The sequence below is a fragment of the Martelella lutilitoris genome, assembly GCF_016598595.1.
Taxonomy (GTDB): domain Bacteria; phylum Pseudomonadota; class Alphaproteobacteria; order Rhizobiales; family Rhizobiaceae; genus Martelella; species Martelella lutilitoris_A.
Map to the genome: position 1 here is coordinate 1,067,145 of NZ_CP066786.1, position 20,342 is coordinate 1,087,486.

The following is a 20,342-nucleotide window of genomic DNA, read 5'->3' on the forward strand; positions in this document are numbered from 1 at the left end:
GTCGGAATGATGCGAAATTTCGGCGCGGAAAAAAAGAGCCGTCATGCAAAGAAAAGAAATTAGTTAAGGCTTTTCAGGTCTTTGCCCGTTCCGCGGGCAGCGTGCCCGCTTTTGTGGCAGAAATGACGTGGATAAGTTCGCTTGCAACCAAGGCGGCAATCACGGACGGCCGCTTGTCGGCGACCCCGGCGCCGATCGGCATGGTGAGCCGGGAAAGCGCGTTCGGGCTCAGGCCCTCCTTCCGGGCGTAGCTCAGAAAGGTCGCGCGCTTGGTTTTCGAGCCGATCATGCCGCAATAGGCGAGATCATTCCGTTTCAGCGCCTCCGTGGCGATCAGGAAATCGAGCGCATGGTCATGGGTGAGGATGACGGCGGCGCTGCCGGCCGGCATGCGCGCGACCTCGGCCTCCGGCATTGGCGACAGGCGGAGTTCCACGGTTTCGGGAAGCGGACCGTCCATCTCAGGGCGGGTCTCGATCACGGTCGTGTTGAAGGGCAGGGGAGCAAGCGCCTGCGCCAAGGCCGCGCCGACATGGCCGCCGCCGAAAATATAGACCGAAGGGTTTGACGCCGCCTTCTCCGCAAGCGCGTTCAGAAGGCGGTCGACTGTGCCGGCATCCGCGACCTCAAAGCCGAGAACCGTCCGCCCGCCGCAGCATTGGCCGATCTCGGGGCCGAGGGGAATGTCGAGCCGCAGCGGCGCGTCATGCCCCTTCAGCAGTCGCCGGGCATGATCGATCGCGAGATATTCGAGCTGGCCGCCGCCGATCGTTCCGCATGTGGCGTCGTTGGACACGGCCATCATCGCGCCTGCCTCGCGCGGCGTCGAGCCCCTGATCTCGGCCACCGTGACAATGACGGAGGCCGGATGATCTTCGAAAAAACGCCGGAATGTCGCGTCCTCGCTCATGCCTCACGCCTTCTTCATCCGCTCCACCGCCATCAGCACGCGTTCGGGCGTTGCCGGCGCGTCGAGCTTCGGGCAGACGCGGTAGTCGGCGACGCTGGCAACGGCCATGGAGATCGCCTCCAGCGCCGAAATCGCCAGCATGAAGGGCGGTTCGCCGACGGCCTTCGAACGGCCGATGGTCGGTTCGCGGTTTTCGGAAAAATCGGCGAGCTTGACGTTGAAGATCTTCGGCCGGTCGGAGGCAAGCGGGATCTTGTAGGTCGACGGCGCATGGGTTCTGAGCCGCCCCTTGTCGTCCCACCACAACTCCTCCGTCGTCAGCCAGCCGAGACCCTGCACGAAACCGCCCTCGATCTGGCCGATATCGACGGCCGGGTTCAAGGAGCGCCCGACATCGTGGAGAATATCGGTTCGGTCGAACAGATATTCGCCGGTGAGCGTATCGATCGAGACCTCGGTGCAGGCCGCGCCATAGGCGAAATAGTAGAAGGGGCGGCCCTTGCCCGCCGCGCGGTCCCAGTGGATCTTCGGCGTCTTGTAGAAGCCTGCAGCCGAAAGCTGGATACGGGCGAAATAGGCGGCCTTGATCAGATCGGGGAAAGGAATTTCTTCCTGACCGACGCGAACGCGATTTGGCAGGAATTCCACCTCTTCAGGCGCGACCTTCCAGTTCTCCGCCGCAAAGGCAACCAGCCGGTCGCGAATCTGCATCGCGCCATTCCAGGCTGCCATGCCGTTGAGGTCGGAGCCGGAGGAGGCGGCCGTCGCCGAGGTGTTCGGCACCTTGCCGGTCGTCGTCGCGGTGATCTTCACCCGTTCGAGATCGATCTGGAAGACGTCGGCGACCACCTGCGCGACCTTGATGTAAAGCCCCTGGCCCATCTCCGTGCCGCCGTGATTGAGCTGCACCGAGCCGTCCTGATAGACATGGACGAGCGCGCCCGCCTGATTGAAGGCGGTCATGGTGAAGGAAATGCCGAATTTCACCGGGGTCAGCGCGATGCCCCTCCTGATCACCGGACTGGTCCTGTTGAAGTCGATGATCGCCTGGCGGCGGGCGCGGTAGTCGGAGGTCTGTTCCAGTTCCTCGACCACGCGCAGGATGATGTTGTCCTCCACCGTCTGGTGGTAGGGCGTCACGTCGCGCCCGGAGCCGTTGGGGCCGTAGAAATTCGCCTTGCGGATATCGAGCGGGTCCTTGCCGAGCGCATAGGCGATTTCCTCGATGAAGCGCTCGCCGGCAAGCATCCCCTGCGGCCCGCCGAAACCGCGATAGGCGGTGTTCGAGCAAGTATGCGTCTTCAACGGCCGCGAGACCATGTGCACGTTCGGATAATAATAGGAACTGTCGGCGTGAAACAGCGTGCGGTCGGTCACCGGCCCGGACAGGTCGGAAGAAAAGCCGCAGCGCGCGGCAAAGGTCGCATCCACGCCTTCGATCACGCCGTCATCGTCAAAGCCGATATCGTAGAAGGCGACGAAATCGTGGCGCTTGCCGGTGATTGCCATGTCCTCGTCGCGGTCGGGGCGGACCTTGATCGCACGGTTGAGTTTCTTGGCCGCAAGGGCCGCGATTGCGGCAAAGCTGTTGCCCTGCGTCTCCTTGCCGCCGAAGCCGCCGCCCATGCGCCGCTGATAGACGGTGACGGCGTTCGACGGAATGTCGAGCACATGGCCGACGATGTGCTGGATCTCGCTTGGATGCTGGGTGGACGACCAGACGGCCACCTCGTCATCCTCACCGGGTATGGCGAGCGCGATCTGGCTTTCGAGGTAGAAATGTTCCTGTCCGCCGATCTCCATCTCGCCGGTGATCCTGCGCGGCGCCCTGTCGAGCGCGGCCTTCGCATCGCCGCGCTGAAGCGTCATCGGCGTGATGACATTGGGCGCGTCATTGGCAATCGCGTCGCGCACATTGGTCCAGAAGGGCAGGTCTTCATAGGTGATCTTCGCAAGCCGCGCTGCGGCGCGGGCCTGATGCCTTGTCTCGGCGATCACCGCGAACATGATCTGGCCGTGATACTCGACCTCTTCATTGGCAAAGAGCGGTTCGTCGTGATTGCCGCCCGAGGAAATATCATTGGTGCCGGGCACATCCTTCGCCGAGAGCACGGCAACGACGCCGGGGGCTTCTTCCACGGACGACAGGTCCATCGCGGCAACGCGCGCATGCGGGCGTTCGGAGAGGCCAAGGCCGACATGCAGAAGGCCTGCGGGTTCGGGAATATCATCGATATATTCGGCTGTGCCGGCCACATGCTTGTGGGCGGAATCGTGAACGCGGGGCTTGTGCATGCCGCCGGAAATCTCGGTCTTCAGCGTCAGCGCTTCATTGGTCTGCTTGTCCATCTCAGGCCTCCTCGCGTTCGAAGCGTGAGAGTTCCTGCGGGCTGCCCCCGGTTTCGAGCAGCAGGCGGGAGAGCAGGTTCTTGGCCGCCAGCATGCGATATTCCGCCGTGGCGCGCATATCGGTCATCGGCTGGTAATCGCTCTCAAAGGCCGGCCGCACCGCTTCCACGGTCTCGGACGTCCAGGGCTTGCCGGAAAGGGCGGCCTCCACATGGGCAGCGCGTTTCGGAATGCCGGCCATGCCGCCATAGGCGATGCGGATTTTGTCGACCGTGCCATCGCGCGCAAGTTCCAGATAGAACGCGCCGCACAGGGCGGAAATATCCTCTTCGCGGCGTTTGGAAACCTTGTAGACGGCGTAGTGCGCGCCCTTGGCCGGCTTCGGAACGGTGAGCGACAGCACGAATTCGCCCGGCCGTTTGTCCTGCTTGCCGTAGTCGCGGAAAAAATCCTCAAGCGCGATGGAGCGCGTGCCGTCCTTCGATTGCAGCGTCAGCGTCGCCCCGAGGGCGATCAGGGCGGGCGGCGTATCGCCGATCGGCGAGCCGTTGGCGACATTGCCGCCGATCGTGCCCATATTGCGCACCTGCTCGCCGCCGATCCGGTCGATCAGCCGGGAGAGCGCCGGGATCTTGCCTGCCAGCGCCGGGAACGCTTCCGTATAGGTGACGCCTGCGCCGATGATGAAGCTCTTCTCCGTCTCGGTGATCGTCTGCAGTTCTTCCAGATGGTTGATGAACACCATTGGATTCAGATCGCGCATCTGTTTGGTGACCCAGAGACCCACATCGGTGGAACCGGCAACGATGGTCGCATCGCGGTATTCGGCGAGCACCTCGGCAAGGGCCTCGGCGGAGCCGGGAATGATCCCGCGCTTGCTCTCGTTTCCAACGGTTATGGTCTCGCCGGTCTTCATCGCCGCGAGCTTCGCCAGGATGGTCTCGCGCTCGCGCGCCAGCGCATCGAAGGCCGCATCCGGTCGAATGGCGGAGGCCTTCTCCGCCGCCTTGACGATCGGCTCGTAGCCGGTGCAGCGACAGAGATTGCCCTGCAACGCCTTTTCGATGGCCTGACGCGAAGGTTTCTCGTTTTCCATCCACAGCGCGTAAAGCGACATGACGAAGCCCGGCGTGCAGAAGCCGCATTGCGAGCCGTTCATGTCGACCATGGCCTGCTGGACCGGATGCAGCTTGCCGTCCTTCGCCGCCAGATGCTCGACGGTGACGACATGGGTGGCGTTCAGCGAGGCGGTGAAGCGGATGCAGGCATTGACCGTCTCGTAGACGAGCCTGCCGCGCGTCAGCCTGCCGACGAGCACGGTGCAGGCGCCGCAATCGCCCTCCGCGCAGCCTTCCTTGGAGCCCGTCAGGCGGCGCTCGATGCGCAGATAGTCAAGCAGGGTTTCCGACGGCGAAAACCTGTCGCGCGTCACGTCCCTGTCGTTGAGGATGAACCGTATCGTCATCAAAATTCCTTCAGAAAGATCCGGAGGCCGGCGTTATTGCGCGGTCCAGCCGCCGTCAATCGAAATATGCGTGCCGGTGACCTGGCAGGCGGCGTCGCTCGCTAGATAAAGCGCCGCGGCGGCGATCTGCTCGACGGTCACGAACTGCTTGGTCGGCTGGGCGGCCAGAAGAACGTCGGTTTTCACCTGTTCCTCCGTCATCCCGCGCGCCTTCGCCGTATCCGGGATCTGCTTTTCCACGAGCGGCGTCAGCACATAACCGGGGCAGATGGCGTTGACGGTGATGCTGTGACGGGCCAGTTCCAGCGCGACCGTCTTCGTCAGCCCCATCATGCCGTGTTTCGCCGCCACATAGGCGGACTTGAAAGGCGAGGCGACCAGCCCGTGGGCGGAGACCAGATTGATGATCCGGCCGTGGCCCGCCTTCTTCATCAGCGGAACCGCATGATGGATGGTGTGAAAGGAACTTGTCAGATTGATGGCGATGATCTGGTCCCATTTTTCCGGCGGAAAATCCTCGATCGGGCTGACATGCTGCACGCCGGCGTTGTTGACCAGCACGTCGAGCCCGCCGAAGGTCTTGTCGGCAGTCGCGATCAGATCCGCGATCTCGTCTGGCTTGGTCATGTCGGCGGGGTGGTAGATCACCGATCCCTCGCCGAGACTGCCGATGCGATCGACGGCCTGATTGATCGCCTCTTCCGATCCGAAACCGTTGATGACGAGATTGTCTCCGGCCTTCGCGAAGCCTTCGGCGATGCCGAGGCCTATGCCGCTGGTCGAGCCGGTCACCACTACTGTACGCGCCATGATATGTCTGCCATTCCCGATTCTTGTTGTTGTTCGCTATTCGCCTGAAAGGTTATGCGCAAACCAGAGGCCATGCAATTGCTTGCATGCCGGGCGGGGCCAAGAAATGGGCGTCCGGCGCCGGAGCGCGGAGCAGGGTGTGAACACAGCGTTTCAGGCGCGGCGACGCTCGATCCCGTGACTTGCGGCAGGCAATGCTCCATATCAGGGCCAACGCAATTCAGGTTCTGACTTGAAAGGACAAACCGATGGAACTGGGTGTCTTCACATTTGCCGATGTCGATCCGTCTGACGGCATTGATCGCGGGCGCGAGGCCGAACGCCGAATGAAGGACCTGATGGAGGAGATCAGGCTGGCCGACGATGTCGGGCTCGATGTCTTCGGCGTCGGCGAGCATCACCGCGTCGACTATCTTGTTTCCTCGCCGGCAACGGTTCTGGCGGGTGCAGCCACGGTCACCAAGAATATCCGGCTGACGAGCGCGGTCTCGATCCTGTCGTCGGATGATCCTGTGCGCGTGTTCCAGCTGTTTTCCTCCGTCGACTTGCTGTCTTCGGGCCGGGCGGAAATCATGGCAGGGCGTGGATCCTTCATCGAAAGCTTTCCGCTTTTCGGCTATCCGCTGGAAGCCTATGACGAGCTGTTTTCGGAAAAACTCGATCTCCTGTTGAATATCCGCGAAAACGAGAAGGTCACCTGGTCGGGCAATACGCGCGCGCCGCTCGCCGATCAGTCTGTCTATCCGCGTCCGGTGCAGAATCCGCTGCCGGTCTGGATCGCCGCCGGCGGCACGCCGCAGTCGATGGCGCGTGCCGGCTTTCTCGGCCTGCCGCTGATCATCGCCATCCTCGGCGGTCAGCCGCGCCGGTTTGCGCCGCTCTTCGATATCCACCGCCAGGCGGGGCTTCAGGCCGGCCACGATCCGGCGAAGCTGAAGCGCGGCATTTCCGTCCACGGTTTTCTCGCCGATACGGCCGAGGAAGCCGCCGACATCTTCTTCGAACCGCAAAAGGCGGTGATGGACAGGCTCGGACGCGAGCGCGGCTGGGGGCCGCAAAGCCGGGCGCAGTTCGATGCCTCGATGGGACCGGAAGGCGCGCTCTTCGTCGGCGGGCCGGAGGACCTTGCGCGCAAGATTGTCGCCCACCAGCGCATTTTCGGTCTCGACCGGTTCATGATTCAGTTCGCCGTCGGGCTTGTGCCGCAAGCGCAAGTGTTGCATGCCATCGAGCTGTTCGGCAAAAGGGTCGCGCCGATGGTGCGCGAAATGCTCGCCGATGGCGAACCGGTTTAGAATTGGAATGGTGAAAAGAGGGCCTGGATGATCGTCACGACAGAAGAAGAGCTTCAGGCCCTGAAGGAGATCGGTCGCATCTGCGCGGGCGCGGTCGACATCATGTCGAAGGCGCTGGAGCCCGGCATTACGACGCTTGAACTGGACAATATCGGCCGTAGGTTCCTGGAGGACAACGGCGCGCAGTCGGCGCCGGAAGTGACCTATCGATTTCCCGGAGCCACCTGCATTTCCGTCAACGAGGAAGTTGCCCACGGCATTCCGGGCGACCGGGTGATTGCCGCCGGCGACCTCGTCAATATCGATGTTTCGGCCGAGAAGAACGGCTTTTTCTCCGACACCGGCGCATCATTCGCCGTGCCGCCGGTGACAGCGAAGATCAAGCGCCTCTGCCGCGACGGCAAGCGGGCGATGTGGACGGGCATCAACCAGGTGAAACCCGGCGGCGATTTCGCCGATATCGGCAATGCCATCGGCGATTTTGCCCGCAAGAACCGCTATTCGCTGATCCGCAACCTCGCGAGCCACGGCATCGGCCGCTCGCTGCACGAGGAGCCCGCCGAGCTTTCCACCTGGCCGGACCCGAGCGAACGGCGGCGCATTGCCGAGGGGCATGTGTTCACGGTCGAGCCTTTCCTCTCTCTCGGCGGCGAATTCGCCGAGGAGGAAGAGGACCGCGACTGGGTGCTTTATTCGATTCCCAAGGCGCTGACGGTCCAGTTCGAGCACACGCTGGTGGCAACCCGAAACGGCCCGGTGATCCTGACGCTTCCCGGGGGCGAGTAGCCTGCTCTCCGCTTGCGGCGCGAAGGCGTCTGCAAGACCTGAACAATGTTTAATTTCTCTTTCGGCCGTTTTTTGCCATAGATGGGCAGCGAACTCCTTCGTTCTCGTTCTCGTGCTCTTGCGGAAGGTCTGCCTCTTGTTTCAGTCGTTTTTTCCGAAGCCGAAACTGTTTTTCGCCTCCGCCCTGATATGGGCGCTGGTCGCGATCGCCGGCTGGTACGGCGTGGTGCGCGAGCTTGGCGTCGCCGTAGGCTTCGCGCCCTATCCGGAAGGCGAGCAGCCGATCGGGCTTGCCCATTTCGTAACGCCCGACTTCCTGTGGTTCTACCTCTATTATGCCGTGTTCTCGGTGATCTTCGGCGTTTTCTGGTGGATCGTCGGCGATAATCGCAAATGGCAGCCCTGGTCGGTGTGGGGGTCGCAGCTGATCATCTTCGTCACCTATTTTTCGGTGCAGATCTCGGTTGCCATCAACAACTGGCGCCGTCCTTTCGGGGATACGTTGCAGGCGGCACTTCAGGGCGAAGGCGGCATAACGGTCGGCGACTTTTATACGCTGATGCTGATCTTCCTGCAGATCGCCTTTCTGAGCGTCACCCTTTTCATCGTTTCGCGCTTCTTCATCAGCCACTATATCTTCCGCTGGCGCACGGCGATGAATGACTACTACACCGGCATGTGGGAACGCGTCCGTCATATCGAAGGCGCATCCCAGCGCGTTCAGGAAGACACGATGCGCTTCGCCTCGATCATGGAGGGGCTCGGCGTTTCGATGATCGATTCGGTGATGACCCTGATCGCCTTTCTGCCGGTGCTGTTCTCGCTGTCGCAATATGTCACCGAACTGCCGATCGTCGGCGCGATTCCCGCTCCGCTTTTCACCGCGGCGATCTTCTGGTCGCTGTTCGGCACGATCTTGCTGGTTGTTGTGGGCATCAAGCTTCCGGGGCTGGAGTTCCGCAATCAGCGCGTCGAGGCCGCCTACCGTAAGGAACTCGTCTATGGCGAGGACCATGAGGACCGGGCCGATCCGGTGACGCTGCAGGAGCTCTTCACCAATGTGCGCCGCAACTATTTCCGGCTCTATCTGCACTACACCTATTTCAATCTCGCCCGCAGTCTCTACCTCCAGGCCGACAATATCTTCGGCTATTTCATTCTGGTCCCGGCAATTGTCGCCGGCGCGGTGACCTACGGTCTCGTACAGCAGATCGTGACGGCTTTCGGCCAGGTTGCCTCCTCGTTCCAGTATCTCGTGATGTCCTGGTCGACGATTATCGAGCTGATCTCGATCTACAAGCGCCTGAAGGCCTTCGAGGCTGCGATCTTCGGTCAGCAACTGCCGGAGATCGACCGCGAGGACTATCAGGAGCCGGGCGGCGCGGTGGCCGATACGCATCCCGACTGAGAAAATTGAAACCGCCGCCGTCTGAAGCGACTTCAAACGGCGGTGTTTCGCGCCTATTGTGCTGGCGGTATTTCGCGCCTTCAGGGGGATAGCGCCATGGTCATGCTCATCGTTGCGGTGCTGGTTTTCACGGGCATTCATCTCATCAACACTTTCGCGCCGGGGTTTCGCCGCTCGATGATCGATCGTCTGGGCGAGAACGGTTGGAAGGGGGGCTTTTCGCTCGCGGCGCTGGTAGCGCTCGTCTTCATGATCTGGGCCTTCGGCCGGGCCCGTCAGGAAGGCATCGTGCTCTACACGCCGCCCTTCTGGATGGCGCACGTCACCCTTCTTCTGATGCTTCTTGCGATGATCTGTCTTGCCGCAAGCTTCTTTCCGCCGGGTCGGATCACGACGATGGCCAAGCATCCGATGGTGCTGTCCGTGAAGATCTGGGCTTTCGGCCATCTTCTGGCCAATGGCGAGGCGGCATCCGTCATCCTCTTTGCCGGCCTTCTCGTCTGGGCGGTGATCCTCAGGATTTCGCTGGCACGGCGCGAGCGCTCCGGCAATTGCAGTCGCAAACCCTTCGTCTCCGCGCGCTACGACGCCTATGCTTTCGTCCTCGGGGTCGTGCTCTGGGGACTGTTCATCTGGAAGCTTCACATCTGGCTGATCGGCGTTCCGGTGCCGCTCGCCATGTGAAAACAGGCCGCCCGGTGCAATATCACCGTTGCCCCGCGGCTTTTTCCCTTACAACGGGATGAAAAAACGGCTAGAAGGCCCGGCACTGGAGAATGAAATTCGTGCCGGAGTGACGGAATGGCAAATCAGGACGACAGTTTTATTCGCGAGGTCAACGAGGAGCTGCGTTCCGACAGGATGAAGGATGCGTGGCGGCGCTTCGGGCGTTATCTGATTGCCCTTGCCGTCCTGCTCGTCGTCGGAACCGCGGGCTGGCGCGGCTATGAATACTGGCAGGCGCGTGAAGCGGCCCAGTCCGGTGATGTTTTCCTGACCGCGCTGAACCAGATCGAGGCCGGCAATCTTGCCGCCGCCGAAGAGACGCTGTCGAAGCTCGAGTCCGAAGGCCATGGGGCCTATCCGGTTCTTGCCGAACTGCGCGCAGCGACGCTTCTTTCCGAAGCGGGCGATACGGCCGCAGCCGTCTCCGCCTTCTCTTCGATCGGCAAGGATCGCAGCGTGCCGGAAGCGATCCGCGACGCTGCCAAGCTGCGCGCCGGCTGGCTGCTGGTCGATACCGGAACCTATGAACAGGTGTCGGCGGAAGTGGAGGAACTTGCCAATGACGGCAACCCGTTCCGTTTTTCCGCGCGCGAGATCCTCGGTCTTTCCGCCTATGCCCATCAGGATTATGCCCGCGCCCAGGAATGGTTCGAGGACGTCGCCAATGATCCGGAAGCGCCGCGCAACGTGCTGAACCGCGCGCAGATTCTGCTCGAGGTGATGACCGCCAACGGCGAAATCCAGGATGCCGGCTAAGCCGGCCCGAGAGGAATAGATGAGTTTCAAGGTCGCAATCGTCGGAAGGCCGAATGTCGGCAAGTCCACGCTGTTCAACCGTCTGGTCGGGCAGAAGCTGGCGCTCGTCGACGACACGCCGGGGGTGACCCGCGACCGCCGGCCGGGCGATGCGCGGCTGTTTGATCTCCGCTTCACCATCATCGATACGGCCGGCCTTGAAGAGGCTGCCGCCGACACGCTGCCGGGGCGCATGCGCGCGCAGACGGAAGCGGCGATCGACGAAGCCGACCTTTCGCTCTTTCTCATCGACGCCAAGGCCGGGTTGACGCCCGCCGACGCAACGCTTGCCGAACTGCTGCGCCGCCGCGGCAAGCCCGTCGTGCTGGTTGCCAACAAGGCAGAGGCGCGCGGCTCGGATGCCGGCTTTTATGATGCCTTCACGCTGGGCCTGGGCGAGCCCTGTCCGATTTCCGCCGAACATGGCCAGGGCATGAACGATCTGCGCGAGGCGATCATCGAGGCGATCGGCGAGGAGCGCGCCTTTCCAAAGGAAGAGCCTGCCGAGGAGGCGCTCACCGATGTGATGCTGACGAAGGAAGAGGCCGACAACCCGGAAGAGGCCGCCCCCTATGACGACAGCAAGCCCTTGCGGGTCGCGATCGTGGGCCGTCCGAACGCCGGAAAATCGACGCTGATCAACCGCTATCTCGGCGAAGAGCGTCTTCTGACCGGGCCGGAGGCCGGCATCACCCGCGATTCCATTTCGGTGGAGTGGGAGTGGCGCGGCCGGCCGATCAAGCTGTTCGACACCGCCGGCATGCGCCGCAAGGCGCGGGTGGTCGAAAAACTTGAAAAACTTTCCGTCTCCGACGCGCTGCGCGCCATCCGTTTTGCCGAATGCGTGGTGATCGTCTTCGATGCCACGATCCCGTTTGAAAAGCAGGACCTGCAGATTGTCGATCTCGTGCTGCGCGAGGGCAGGGCGGCCGTGATCGCGTTCAACAAATGGGACATGATCGAGGACCGCCAGCAGGTGCTGGCGGATTTGCGCGAGAAGACAGAGCGGCTTTTGCCGCAGGCGCGCGGCATTCGCGCCGTGCCGATTTCCGGCGAGCGGGGCACCGGCCTCGACAAGCTGATGCAGGCGGTCGCCGATACCGACAAGGTGTGGAACCGTCGCATCTCGACGGCCAGACTCAATCGCTGGCTCGACGGCCAGACGGTCAGCCACCCGCCGCCCGCCGTTTCCGGCCGGCGCCTTCGGATGAAATACATGACGCAGGTGAAAACCCGTCCGCCCGGCTTCATGATCTCCTGCACCAGGCCGGATGCCGTGCCGGAAAGCTATATCCGCTATCTGACCAATGGTCTGCGCGCCGATTTCGATATGCCGGGCGTGCCGATCCGCATTCATTTCCGCGCCGGCGACAATCCTTTCGAGCACAAGCGCAAGAAGAAGCGCTGATCAGGGCCCGTGGGCGACAAGCATGTTGTCGTAGAACTGCCGCGCAGCCGCCTCCCACGTATAGGTCAGAGCCAGGTCGCGCGCCGCTTCCGGCGAACATTCCAGCGCCTTGAGGCAGGCGGCACTCAGGTCGTCGTCGAGCGCGCCGGCCTGCTCATGGCCGCCGAGGATGTCGCTCGGGCCGGTCACGGGGAAGGCCGCGACGGGCACGCCGCTCGAAAGCGCCTCGATGATCGTGTTGCCGAAGGTGTCGGTCTTCGACGTGAAGACGAAAACATCCGCTTCCGCATAGGCTTTCGCCAGCGCCTCGTCCTGCAACATGCCGGCAAAGTGCACATTGGGGTATTTTTCCTCAAGCGTCCTGCGCGCCGGCCCGTCGCCGACAACGACGATGCTGCCGGGCAGGTCGAGCGCGAGCAGCGCGGGAAGGTTCTTTTCCACGGCGACGCGGGCGACGGTGAGGAAGATCGGCCGCTTGAGGCCGCCGAATGGCGCTTCCGATTTCCGCCGGGGGTGAAACAGCGCATTGTCGATGCCGCGGCTCCAGCGCATCAGGTTGTGGATGCCGCGTGTCTCCAGTTCACGCGCCAGACTGTCGGTCGCCACCATGCAGCCGTTGCCGGAATTGTGAAACCGGCGGACGATGCCGTAGAGCATATCCTTCGGGATCGGCAGGCGTGCGGCGACATATTCGGGAAAGCGGGTGTGATAGCTGGTGGTAAACCGCATTCCGTTCTTCAGGCAATAGCGGCGCGCCTTGAAGCCGAGCGGCCCCTCGGTGGCGATATGGACGAACTCCGGCGCGCTTTCCTCTATCTTTCGGGCAATCTGCCCGTATGTCGCGAGCGCCAGCCGGATTTCCGGATAGGTCGGCATCGGCATGCTGCGAAAAAGATCGGGCGTGATCATCGTCACCGTGAGGCCCATCTTCTCCAGTTCGTGGTTGGTGTTCTCGATCGAGCGAACCACGCCGTTGACCTGCGGATGCCAGGCATCGGACACAAGCGTCAGTCTCTTGGGCGCGCTTTCGTTCACGTCGGTCTACCGATTCTTCCGCCGGCGCAGTCCGGCCGGTCCGGCCCTGTTATCCAAGTGATGTTACAGCCTTATTACACCGCGATTTCGCCGCAAACGCCAGCGGCCGATCGCGCGCCTTCTCCATTTACCTGACGCCGGCGCGACGATAGGCTGGCGGCCGGAGATCTCAGACCATTTCAGCAAGGAATTTTCGATGACCGACGAGAAAAGCGAAAACGGCGCATGGTGGCGCGGCGGCGTCATCTACCAGATCTATCCGCGCTCGTTTCAGGATACGACCGGCGACGGGATCGGCAATCTGCCGGGGATTACCCGCAGGCTTGCCTATGTCGCCGAACTCGGCGTCGATGCGGTCTGGCTTTCGCCCTTCTTCACCTCGCCGATGGCGGACATGGGCTATGATGTTTCCGACTATCTCGATGTCGACCCGATGTTCGGCACGCTCGATGATTTCAGGGCGCTCGTGGCAGAGGCCCACCGGCTGGGGCTCAAGGTTATTATCGACCAGGTGCTTTCCCACACCTCCGACCAGCATGCCTGGTTCAAGGAAAGCCGCAAGAGCAAGGTGAATGACAAGGCGGACTGGTTCGTCTGGGCCGATGCCAAGCCGGACGGGACCGCGCCCAACAACTGGCTGTCGATCTTCGGCGGTCCGGCCTGGGAGTGGGACGGCACGCGCAAGCAGTATTACATGCATAATTTCCTGGCCAGCCAACCGGACCTCAATTTCCATTGCGCGGCGGTTCAGGACGCGCTGCTCGAAACGGTCCGCTTCTGGCTTGAGCTCGGCGTCGACGGCTTCCGCCTGGACACGGTGAACTATTATTTCTGCGACGAGAAACTGCGCGACAATCCGGCGGTCGACGGCGAGCTTGGACCGGCCGGCCTTGATGCGCCCGATGTGAACCCCTACGGCTTCCAGCAGCATATCTACGACAAGACGCGACCGGAGAATATCGCCTTTCTGCAGCGCTTCCGGGCGCTTCTCGATGAATATGGCGATCGCACATCTGTGGGCGAGGTCGGAGACGGCGCGCGCTCGTTGAAGACGGTTGCCGCCTATACGTCCGGCAATGACAAGCTGCATATGTGCTACACGTTCGACTTTCTCGGGCCGAATTTTTCGCCGGCGCATATCCGCAACTGCGTGGAAAATTTCTTTGCCACGGTCAAGGACGGCTGGGTGTGCTGGGCGTTTTCCAACCATGACGTCGATCGCCACGCTTCACGCTTTGCCAGAACCGAAGCCGAACGCGAGCCGGTGGCAAAACTTGCTATTTCGCTGCTGGCGACCCTGCGCGGCTCCATCTGCCTCTATCAGGGCGAGGAGCTCGGCCTGCCGCAGGCGGAGATTGCCTTCGAGGATCTGCAGGACCCCTACGGCATCCGCTTCTGGCCCTCCTTCAAGGGGCGCGATGGCTGCCGCACGCCGATGCCGTGGAGCAATGTCGCGCCCCATGCCGGCTTCACCACGGCTGACAGGCCCTGGCTTCCTGTTCCGCGGGAGCACCTGCCGCTTTCTGTGTTCGAGCAAGCGCCTGAGCCCGACACGGTTTATAACCACTACCGCGCCGTGCTGTCCTTCCGCGCCGAGCACGACGCGCTTTTCGATGGAGATATCGCCTTCATGGAGACTGACAATGAAGACGTGCTGATGTTCACGCGGGAAAAGGACGGAAAGACGCTGCTCTTCGTCTACAATTTCGCCGACACGCCGCAATCCGTGCCGCTGCAGATCGCGCTCGAGCATGTCGACAGTCTCGACCTGCCGGGCATGACCGGGGTTCTGAACGGCGCCCATGTCGATCTGGGCGCCTTTGACGGCTTTTGCGCGAAACTGTGAGGGTTTCAGGCGTCGATGGTGACGCTGAAGGCAAAACGGGCGCTTTCGCCCGGCGGCAGGATCTTGGTAAACGGCCGCGCCTCGAGCGCGGCTCCCTTTCCATGGGCGGCGGCCATGCCGTGCCAGGGTTCGACGCAGATATAGGGCGCGCCGGGCTTGGTCCATAGCGCCAGATTGGGAAGGCCCTCGAAAACGAAATGAAGGGCGGGGCCGTCTTCGGCGCTAAAGATGAGGCGGTCGCCGGCGCCTTCCGGGAAGATCATCGCGTCGTCCTCGAAATAGTCATGGTCCAGCGCGAGGATGCCCTCGGAAAAGGGAGAGGGCAGGCGAGAGAGATCCAGAAGTCCGTCGCGCAGGCGGATCATCTCCGGCTCCGCGCGGTTTGCGAGGGTGATGTGGTGGACATGGCCCTTGTTCATGCCGGGCATCGGCCAGCGGAAAGCCGGGTGGAAGCCGAAGCCGAAGGGCATTGGCCTGTCGTCATTGTTCTCGACCGTTGCCGAAACGGTGAGCGTTTTGCCTTCCAGCGCATGTTCGATCGCGAGGCGGAAGGCGAAGGGATAGGATTTCCGTGTTTCGGCCGTGTCCGCCAGGACGAAGCGGCAGAGCGTTTCCGTCTGTTCTTCGAGCGTGAACAGGCTCTTTCGGGCAAAGCCGTGCTGCTTCATGGCGAAGGGCTCGCCGCCGATTTCCACCCGGTCGTCAGGCGCTTTGCCGACGATCGGAAACAGGATTGGCGCGCGTCCCGACCAGAATTCAGGGTCTCCGTTCCACAGCCAGTCGCTTCCGCCGGCGGTCCTGATCGACTGCGTCTCGGCGCCGAGCGGCGAGACGGTGACGGCAAGAGCTTCGTTGGCGATGCGGATGGCGTCTGTCATGGTCGGGCCTCGTGGCGCTCTCGTTGCGAGAAGAAGGGAATGCCCGGCAGAGGTTTTGCCGCGCCGGGCGCCTGGGTCTCAGATATTGTTCATCAGAACCGTGCGCAGCTTGTCGAACAACTCGTCGATTTCGGACTTCGAGATGATCAGCGGCGGCGACAGCGCGATGATGTCTCCGGTGGTGCGGATCAGAAGTCCGTCTTCATAGGCCTTGAGGAAGGCGGAGAAGGCGCGCTTGGTCGGCTCGCCGGCGATCGGCTCCAGCTCGATTGCGCCGATCAGGCCGAGATTGCGGATGTCGATAACATGCGGACAGTCCCTCAGGCTATGAAGCTGCTCTTCCCAATAGGGCGAAAGCTCCTTGGCCCGGGTCAGCAATCCCTCGTCCTGGTAGGTCTCGAGCGTGGCAAGGCCGGCTGCGGAAGCGATCGGGTTGCCGGAATAGGTGTAGCCGTGCATGAACTCGATCATGTGCTCCGGGCCGTTCATGAAGGCGTCGTGAATCTCGTCCTTGACGAATACCGCGCCCATGGGGATGACGCCGTTGGTCAGTCCCTTGGCGGTGGTCATGATATCCGGCGTCACGCCGAAATACTCGGCCGCGAAAGGGGCGCCGATGCGCCCGAAACCGGTGATCACCTCGTCGAAGATCAGCAGGATGCCGTGCTTGTCGCAGATTTCGCGCAGCCGCTGGAGATAGCCCTTTGGCGGAATGAGGACGCCGGTGGAGCCGGCCACGGGCTCGACGATGACGGCGGCGACCGTGGAAGGGTCATGCAGCGCGACGATTCGTTCCAGCGTGTCGGCAAGGTCGGCGCCGTGTTCGGGCTGGCCCCTGGTGAAGGCGTTCTTCTCCGGCAGGTGCGTATGGGGAATGTGGTCGACGCCGGTCAAAAGCGTGCCGAACATCTTGCGGTTCGAGACGATGCCGCCGACTGATGTGCCGCCGAAATTGATGCCGTGATAGGCGCGCTCGCGGCCGATCAGACGGAAGCGCTCGCCCTGGCCCTTCACCCGGTGGTAGGCCAGCGCGATCTTCAGCGCGGTATCGACGGATTCGGAGCCGGAATTGGTATAGAAGACGTGGCCCATGCCCTCAGGCGCGAGGTCCACCAGACGGTTGGCGAGTTCGAAGGCTTTCGGATGGCCAAGCTGAAAAGCGGGCGCATAGTCGAGCTCGCCGGCCTGGGCGCGGATCGCTTCGGTGATCTTCGGTCGGCAATGGCCGGCATTGACGCACCACAGCCCGGCCGTGCCGTCGAGCACGGTGCGTCCGTCGACCGTCTTGTAATACATGTCCTTGGCCGAAGCGAACATGCGCGGCGCCTTCTTGAACTGCCGGTTTGCGGTGAACGGCATCCAGAAGGCTTCGAGGTTGTTGGGGGCGACGCGGTCGGACATAAGCTGCTCCACAGAAGAAAGCGACCCGTTTGCCGGGCAGTGCTTTTTTTGAATTATACGGTGGAGCACGTTATCAGCGGATGGAGCGCCGTCAAGCTGGAAGGCGTGCGCGAGGAACGCAAATGGAGGCGGCTCGCGCCTTGGTCCTTTCTGCACCCCGGCGGGATTTCGCCGACTGCCGAACCGCTCCGATTGCCAGCACCGGAAGCGGCGGTCCGCACGGGCTCAGCCTGCGAGGTCAACTCGCAAGCGTGTCGCGCCAGCCCGAGCGGTCATAAATGTCATCGAGCGTGTCGAGCAGTTTCTTCACCGGCTCCGCGTGGGTGCTGTAATAGATCGTCTGCGCCTCGCGACGGGTTTCAACCAGGTTCTGCGCCCGCAACTTCGAGAGGTGTTGCGAGAGCGCCGACTGACTCAACCCTACCCTGTTGGCAAGCGCGCCGACGGGCATTTCATTCTCGATCAGAACGCAGAGAATCTGGAGGCGTTTCGGGTTGGCCATGGCTGCAAGAAGACAGGCTGCAACAGCGGTTTTGTCCGTTTGTGTGTTTGTTCTCACGGTGATGATTCCTTTGCTGGACATCGACGCTACACAAGTCATGTATAACAAGAGAAACTTACACAAGCTTTTATAAAAAAGTAATCTTAAATTTTGGGTATTTTGCAGGCGAATTCGTGGACAAGTTCAAGCAATTCATCATGATTAGTCGAGACTTTTTCAAAATCATGCCGCGCTATAATTCGTCTTTCTCTAAAATATATACCTTCAGGGTCGATATCTATAAATGCGTAGTCTTTGTTTTCGACTTGAAGGAACATGCCTTCCGCATGCTTTGCAGCGTAGGAGGAATCGAACCACCGATAGGACTTCAATGCGTCGGGCCGGACAAGGTCCGCCCCTTCCAGGACGAACGCCTTGCCGAAGCCGCCGTTGAGATTGGCCGAAACCGGCTCCAGGCGGAACAGGTTGAAATCGGGGAAGTCAATGTAAGTTTTTGCTTTCGGGTGCCGGCTGAGAAAGCGCCGGCGCAACCAGGCGTGGTGCACGCTTTCGCGATCAACAAGGCGTGCATGGCAGCGCGTGGTCAGGCGCGGGTGGGCCAGCGGATCGCCCTTGGCCGGCTCTCCGGTCAGGATTGAAACGCGGTCGTCCGCCTCGATCGCGCGGGTGTGGACGGAAAGCCCGGAGACCAGGATCGCCGGTGCGCCGTCAATATCGGTTGCCAGCAGAACGCGGCTTGCGAGCGGGAAGCCGGTTTCCTCTTCGTTGACGGCAAGCGCGGCGTAAGGGGCTTCCCGGACAAGCCTGCGGGCCAGCGCCCTTGCGGCCCCGTCGGTTTCGCGCAGGATATTTCTGTTCATCGGGTTTCCTCCTGTCCGGTCTCGGTCGGGCGGGCGGCGGCAAGGTGCATCATCATGTCCTGCTCGGTAATCGTTCCGGCAATCCGTCCGCGATCGACGACGCCGATCGTGCCCGGACGCTCGGAAAGCGCGCGCAGGAGCGCTGCCGCCGACGTGCCGGGCTTCACCGTCGCCGATATGCGGACATCGAGCCGTGCCCGGTCGGTCACGGGCTGCATGATGTCTTCTGCCGTCAGAAAGGCAAAGCGGTTGGCATGGGCGACGAAATCGGCGACGTAGCCGCTCGCCGGTCTGCTGACGATCTCGCGCGGCGTGCCGGTCTGGACGATCCTGCCCGCCTGCATGATCGCGATCCTGTTGCCGAGCTTGATGGCCTCGTCGAGGTCATGGCTGACGAACAGAATGGTCTTCCTCAATCGATCCTGAAGCGACAGCAACTCGTCCTGAAGATGGGCGCGGATCAGCGGATCAAGCGCGGAGAACGGCTCGTCCATCAACAACACCGGAGCGCCGGTGGCAAGCGCGCGCGCCAGCCCCACCCTTTGCTGCATTCCGCCGGACAGGGCATGAACCGGCTGATCGGCCCAATCCGTGAGGCCGACAAGGGCCAGCTGTTCCTCGACCCGATCGCGTCTCTCCTTCTTGGGGGTGCCTGCAAGTTCAAGTCCGAACGCGACGTTTTCGGCAACGCTGCGCCATGGCAACAGGGCGAACTGCTGGAAAACCATGGCTACCGAACGGTTCCTGAGCGCCCGCAGCGCGCGGCCGCCACCGGCGTAGGGGTTGATCGGCCCGTTCTCGGTCTGAACCTCCACCGTACCGCGGGTTACCGGCGCCAGGCCATTCACGGCGCGCAGCAGCGTCGATTTTCCGGAACCCGAAAGACCCATCAGCACGACGATCTCGCCCTCGCCGACCGCAAGCGAGGCATCGCTGACGCCAACAAGGTTTCCCGTCTTCTTCAGAACGTCATCGCGAGAAAGGCCGGCGTCGATCAACGGCAGGGCGCGCCTGGGACGCTTGCCGAACACGATATCGATATTTCGCAGTTCGAGGGCCTTGTTCATCGAAGGGCTTTCGAAACGGATGACGGAGAACCGGGCGGCGGGCGCCCGCGCGATCTTTTCCACAAACCGGCCGCCGCGACAAGGGCGCTGACTGCCGTCGCCGAAGGCCGACCCGGCGTCTTTTCTGTGATTTGCGGCATTTTGCGCCTTATCGGCGCCCGCCGTTTTCGGCAAAAGAAAGCCGGAAGGATCGGTGGAATGGCCAAGCTTCACTATTACTACGCGACGATGAACGCGGGAAAATCGACGCTGCTTCTGCAGGCGGCCTATAATTATCGCGAGCGCGGCATGCATGCCGTGATCCTGCTGGCGGAGTTCGATGATCGGGCCGGCAAGGGCGTCGTCTCGTCCCGCATCGGGCTCAAGGCCGATGCCGTGACATTCGGGCCCGAGACCGATCTCTTTGAACTGGCCGGTCGACTGAACGGCGAGAAGGCCATCGATTGCCTGTTTGTCGATGAGGCGCATTTCGCCACAGCCGGTCATGTCTGGCAGCTTGCGCGGATTGTGGACGAACTCGGCCTTCCGGTGATGGCCTACGGCCTCAGGTCCGATTTTCGCGGCGAGCTGTTCCCGGCCTCGCGGGAGTTGTTCGTTTTGGCAGACGAGATTCGCGAAGTGCGGACGATCTGCCATTGCGGACGCAAGGCCACCATGGTGGTCCGGCTTGACGGTGAGGGCAATGTGGCGCTTGCCGGCCCGCAAATCGAAGTAGGGGGCAATGAGCGCTACGTCTCCTATTGCCGCAAGCACTGGAAGGAGAAGACGGGGTTGAGATAATCGCCAGGCGCCCGCGCAATG

Annotated in this window: 18 protein-coding genes; 8 read left to right on the forward strand and 10 right to left on the reverse strand. The window is 62.2% G+C overall.

What is annotated here, in order from left to right; all coding sequences use genetic code 11:
• Window positions 1-73: 73 nt before the first annotated feature.
• The 4 genes from xdhC to JET14_RS04925 are packed head-to-tail and all read right to left on the reverse strand — an operon-like array spanning window position 74 to window position 5,534.
• Window positions 74-910 carry a xanthine dehydrogenase accessory protein XdhC gene (gene xdhC / locus JET14_RS04910; RefSeq protein ID WP_200337059.1) on the reverse strand — a complete coding sequence of 279 codons (837 nt, stop codon included), beginning with the start codon at window positions 908-910 and terminating at the stop codon, window positions 74-76.
• 3 nt (window positions 911-913) lie between these two features.
• A complete protein-coding gene (gene xdhB, locus JET14_RS04915) occupies window positions 914-3,259 on the reverse strand; it encodes a xanthine dehydrogenase molybdopterin binding subunit (protein ID WP_200337060.1) in 2,346 nt (781 codons plus the stop codon).
• A 1-nt stretch (window position 3,260) separates the two neighbouring features.
• Window positions 3,261-4,724: a xanthine dehydrogenase small subunit gene (xdhA, locus tag JET14_RS04920; protein ID WP_432443065.1), complete on the reverse strand. Its 1,464-nt coding sequence runs from the start codon at window positions 4,722-4,724 to the stop codon at window positions 3,261-3,263.
• A gap of 33 nt (window positions 4,725-4,757) precedes the next feature.
• Window positions 4,758-5,534: a 3-hydroxybutyrate dehydrogenase gene (locus JET14_RS04925; RefSeq protein WP_138748739.1), complete on the reverse strand. Its 777-nt coding sequence runs from the start codon at window positions 5,532-5,534 to the stop codon at window positions 4,758-4,760.
• 248 nt (window positions 5,535-5,782) lie between these two features.
• Here JET14_RS04925 and JET14_RS04930 point away from each other — a divergent pair, with 248 nt between their 5' ends.
• From JET14_RS04930 to der, 6 genes are all read left to right on the forward strand, one after another.
• Window positions 5,783-6,829, forward strand: a complete 1,047-nt coding sequence (locus tag JET14_RS04930; RefSeq protein WP_200337061.1) for an LLM class flavin-dependent oxidoreductase — start codon at window positions 5,783-5,785, stop codon at window positions 6,827-6,829.
• 27 nt (window positions 6,830-6,856) lie between these two features.
• A complete protein-coding gene (gene map, locus JET14_RS04935) occupies window positions 6,857-7,615 on the forward strand; it encodes a type I methionyl aminopeptidase (RefSeq protein WP_200337062.1) in 759 nt (252 codons plus the stop codon).
• A gap of 136 nt (window positions 7,616-7,751) precedes the next feature.
• Window positions 7,752-9,023: a peptide antibiotic transporter SbmA gene (sbmA, locus tag JET14_RS04940; protein WP_200337063.1), complete on the forward strand. Its 1,272-nt coding sequence runs from the start codon at window positions 7,752-7,754 to the stop codon at window positions 9,021-9,023.
• 96 nt (window positions 9,024-9,119) lie between these two features.
• Window positions 9,120-9,707: an NnrU family protein gene (locus JET14_RS04945; protein WP_200337064.1), complete on the forward strand. Its 588-nt coding sequence runs from the start codon at window positions 9,120-9,122 to the stop codon at window positions 9,705-9,707.
• A 117-nt stretch (window positions 9,708-9,824) separates the two neighbouring features.
• Entirely contained in the window at window positions 9,825-10,505 is a 681-nt protein-coding gene (locus JET14_RS04950) for a tetratricopeptide repeat protein (RefSeq protein ID WP_200337065.1), read from the forward strand.
• Between the two features lie 19 nt (window positions 10,506-10,524).
• The gene (gene der / locus JET14_RS04955; RefSeq protein WP_200337066.1) at window positions 10,525-11,952 is read left to right on the forward strand and encodes a ribosome biogenesis GTPase Der; all 1,428 of its coding nucleotides are present in this window, start codon (window positions 10,525-10,527) and stop codon (window positions 11,950-11,952) included.
• On the opposite strand, the gene JET14_RS04960 is transcribed toward der, so the two are convergent.
• Complete coding sequence (locus tag JET14_RS04960; protein WP_200337067.1) at window positions 11,953-12,987, reverse strand: glycosyltransferase family 4 protein; 1,035 nt, start codon at window positions 12,985-12,987, stop codon at window positions 11,953-11,955. It lies immediately after the preceding gene.
• A gap of 196 nt (window positions 12,988-13,183) precedes the next feature.
• Here JET14_RS04960 and JET14_RS04965 point away from each other — a divergent pair, with 196 nt between their 5' ends.
• Window positions 13,184-14,833 (forward strand): alpha-glucosidase family protein, encoded by a 1,650-nt coding sequence (locus JET14_RS04965; RefSeq protein WP_200337068.1) that lies wholly within the window; start codon window positions 13,184-13,186, stop codon window positions 14,831-14,833.
• A 5-nt stretch (window positions 14,834-14,838) separates the two neighbouring features.
• Here the strand turns inward: JET14_RS04965 and JET14_RS04970 are convergent, their stop codons facing one another.
• The 5 genes from JET14_RS04970 to choV all read right to left on the reverse strand — a co-directional run bounded on the left by JET14_RS04970 (window position 14,839) and on the right by choV (window position 19,541).
• A complete protein-coding gene (locus JET14_RS04970) occupies window positions 14,839-15,711 on the reverse strand; it encodes an aldose 1-epimerase family protein (protein ID WP_200337069.1) in 873 nt (290 codons plus the stop codon).
• A gap of 78 nt (window positions 15,712-15,789) precedes the next feature.
• The gene (locus JET14_RS04975; RefSeq protein ID WP_200337070.1) at window positions 15,790-17,112 is read right to left on the reverse strand and encodes an aspartate aminotransferase family protein; all 1,323 of its coding nucleotides are present in this window, start codon (window positions 17,110-17,112) and stop codon (window positions 15,790-15,792) included.
• Between the two features lie 238 nt (window positions 17,113-17,350).
• Window positions 17,351-17,614, reverse strand: a complete 264-nt coding sequence (locus tag JET14_RS04980) for an ArsR/SmtB family transcription factor (RefSeq protein ID WP_246750608.1) — start codon at window positions 17,612-17,614, stop codon at window positions 17,351-17,353.
• A gap of 143 nt (window positions 17,615-17,757) precedes the next feature.
• Complete coding sequence (locus JET14_RS04985; RefSeq protein WP_200337072.1) at window positions 17,758-18,474, reverse strand: HugZ family protein; 717 nt, start codon at window positions 18,472-18,474, stop codon at window positions 17,758-17,760.
• The gene (gene choV, locus JET14_RS04990; protein ID WP_200337989.1) at window positions 18,471-19,541 is read right to left on the reverse strand and encodes a choline ABC transporter ATP-binding protein; all 1,071 of its coding nucleotides are present in this window, start codon (window positions 19,539-19,541) and stop codon (window positions 18,471-18,473) included. Before choV ends, JET14_RS04985 begins: the two co-directional genes overlap by 4 nt.
• 198 nt (window positions 19,542-19,739) lie before the next feature.
• Here choV and JET14_RS04995 point away from each other — a divergent pair, with 198 nt between their 5' ends.
• Window positions 19,740-20,321 carry a thymidine kinase gene (locus tag JET14_RS04995; protein ID WP_200337073.1) on the forward strand — a complete coding sequence of 194 codons (582 nt, stop codon included), beginning with the start codon at window positions 19,740-19,742 and terminating at the stop codon, window positions 20,319-20,321.
• Window positions 20,322-20,342 lie beyond the last annotated feature (21 nt).

What these genes read in the sequence shown, in the direction of transcription:
- JET14_RS04995 (WP_200337073.1), top strand. Translation starts at nt 19,740, where the DNA reads ATGGCCAAGCTTCACTATTACTACGCGACGATGAACGCGGGAAAATCG.
- xdhA (WP_432443065.1), bottom strand. Translation starts at nt 4,724, where the DNA reads ATGACGATACGGTTCATCCTCAACGACAGGGACGTGACGCGCGACAGG.
- choV (WP_200337989.1), bottom strand. Translation starts at nt 19,541, where the DNA reads ATGAACAAGGCCCTCGAACTGCGAAATATCGATATCGTGTTCGGCAAG.
- JET14_RS04945 (WP_200337064.1), top strand. Translation starts at nt 9,120, where the DNA reads ATGGTCATGCTCATCGTTGCGGTGCTGGTTTTCACGGGCATTCATCTC.
- JET14_RS04925 (WP_138748739.1), bottom strand. Translation starts at nt 5,534, where the DNA reads ATGGCGCGTACAGTAGTGGTGACCGGCTCGACCAGCGGCATAGGCCTC.
- JET14_RS04970 (WP_200337069.1), bottom strand. Translation starts at nt 15,711, where the DNA reads ATGACAGACGCCATCCGCATCGCCAACGAAGCTCTTGCCGTCACCGTC.
- JET14_RS04985 (WP_200337072.1), bottom strand. Translation starts at nt 18,474, where the DNA reads ATGAACAGAAATATCCTGCGCGAAACCGACGGGGCCGCAAGGGCGCTG.
- der (WP_200337066.1), top strand. Translation starts at nt 10,525, where the DNA reads ATGAGTTTCAAGGTCGCAATCGTCGGAAGGCCGAATGTCGGCAAGTCC.
- JET14_RS04980 (WP_246750608.1), bottom strand. Translation starts at nt 17,614, where the DNA reads ATGGCCAACCCGAAACGCCTCCAGATTCTCTGCGTTCTGATCGAGAAT.
- xdhB (WP_200337060.1), bottom strand. Translation starts at nt 3,259, where the DNA reads ATGGACAAGCAGACCAATGAAGCGCTGACGCTGAAGACCGAGATTTCC.
- map (WP_200337062.1), top strand. Translation starts at nt 6,857, where the DNA reads ATGATCGTCACGACAGAAGAAGAGCTTCAGGCCCTGAAGGAGATCGGT.
- xdhC (WP_200337059.1), bottom strand. Translation starts at nt 910, where the DNA reads ATGAGCGAGGACGCGACATTCCGGCGTTTTTTCGAAGATCATCCGGCC.
- JET14_RS04965 (WP_200337068.1), top strand. Translation starts at nt 13,184, where the DNA reads ATGACCGACGAGAAAAGCGAAAACGGCGCATGGTGGCGCGGCGGCGTC.
- JET14_RS04930 (WP_200337061.1), top strand. Translation starts at nt 5,783, where the DNA reads ATGGAACTGGGTGTCTTCACATTTGCCGATGTCGATCCGTCTGACGGC.
- JET14_RS04975 (WP_200337070.1), bottom strand. Translation starts at nt 17,112, where the DNA reads ATGTCCGACCGCGTCGCCCCCAACAACCTCGAAGCCTTCTGGATGCCG.
- JET14_RS04950 (WP_200337065.1), top strand. Translation starts at nt 9,825, where the DNA reads ATGGCAAATCAGGACGACAGTTTTATTCGCGAGGTCAACGAGGAGCTG.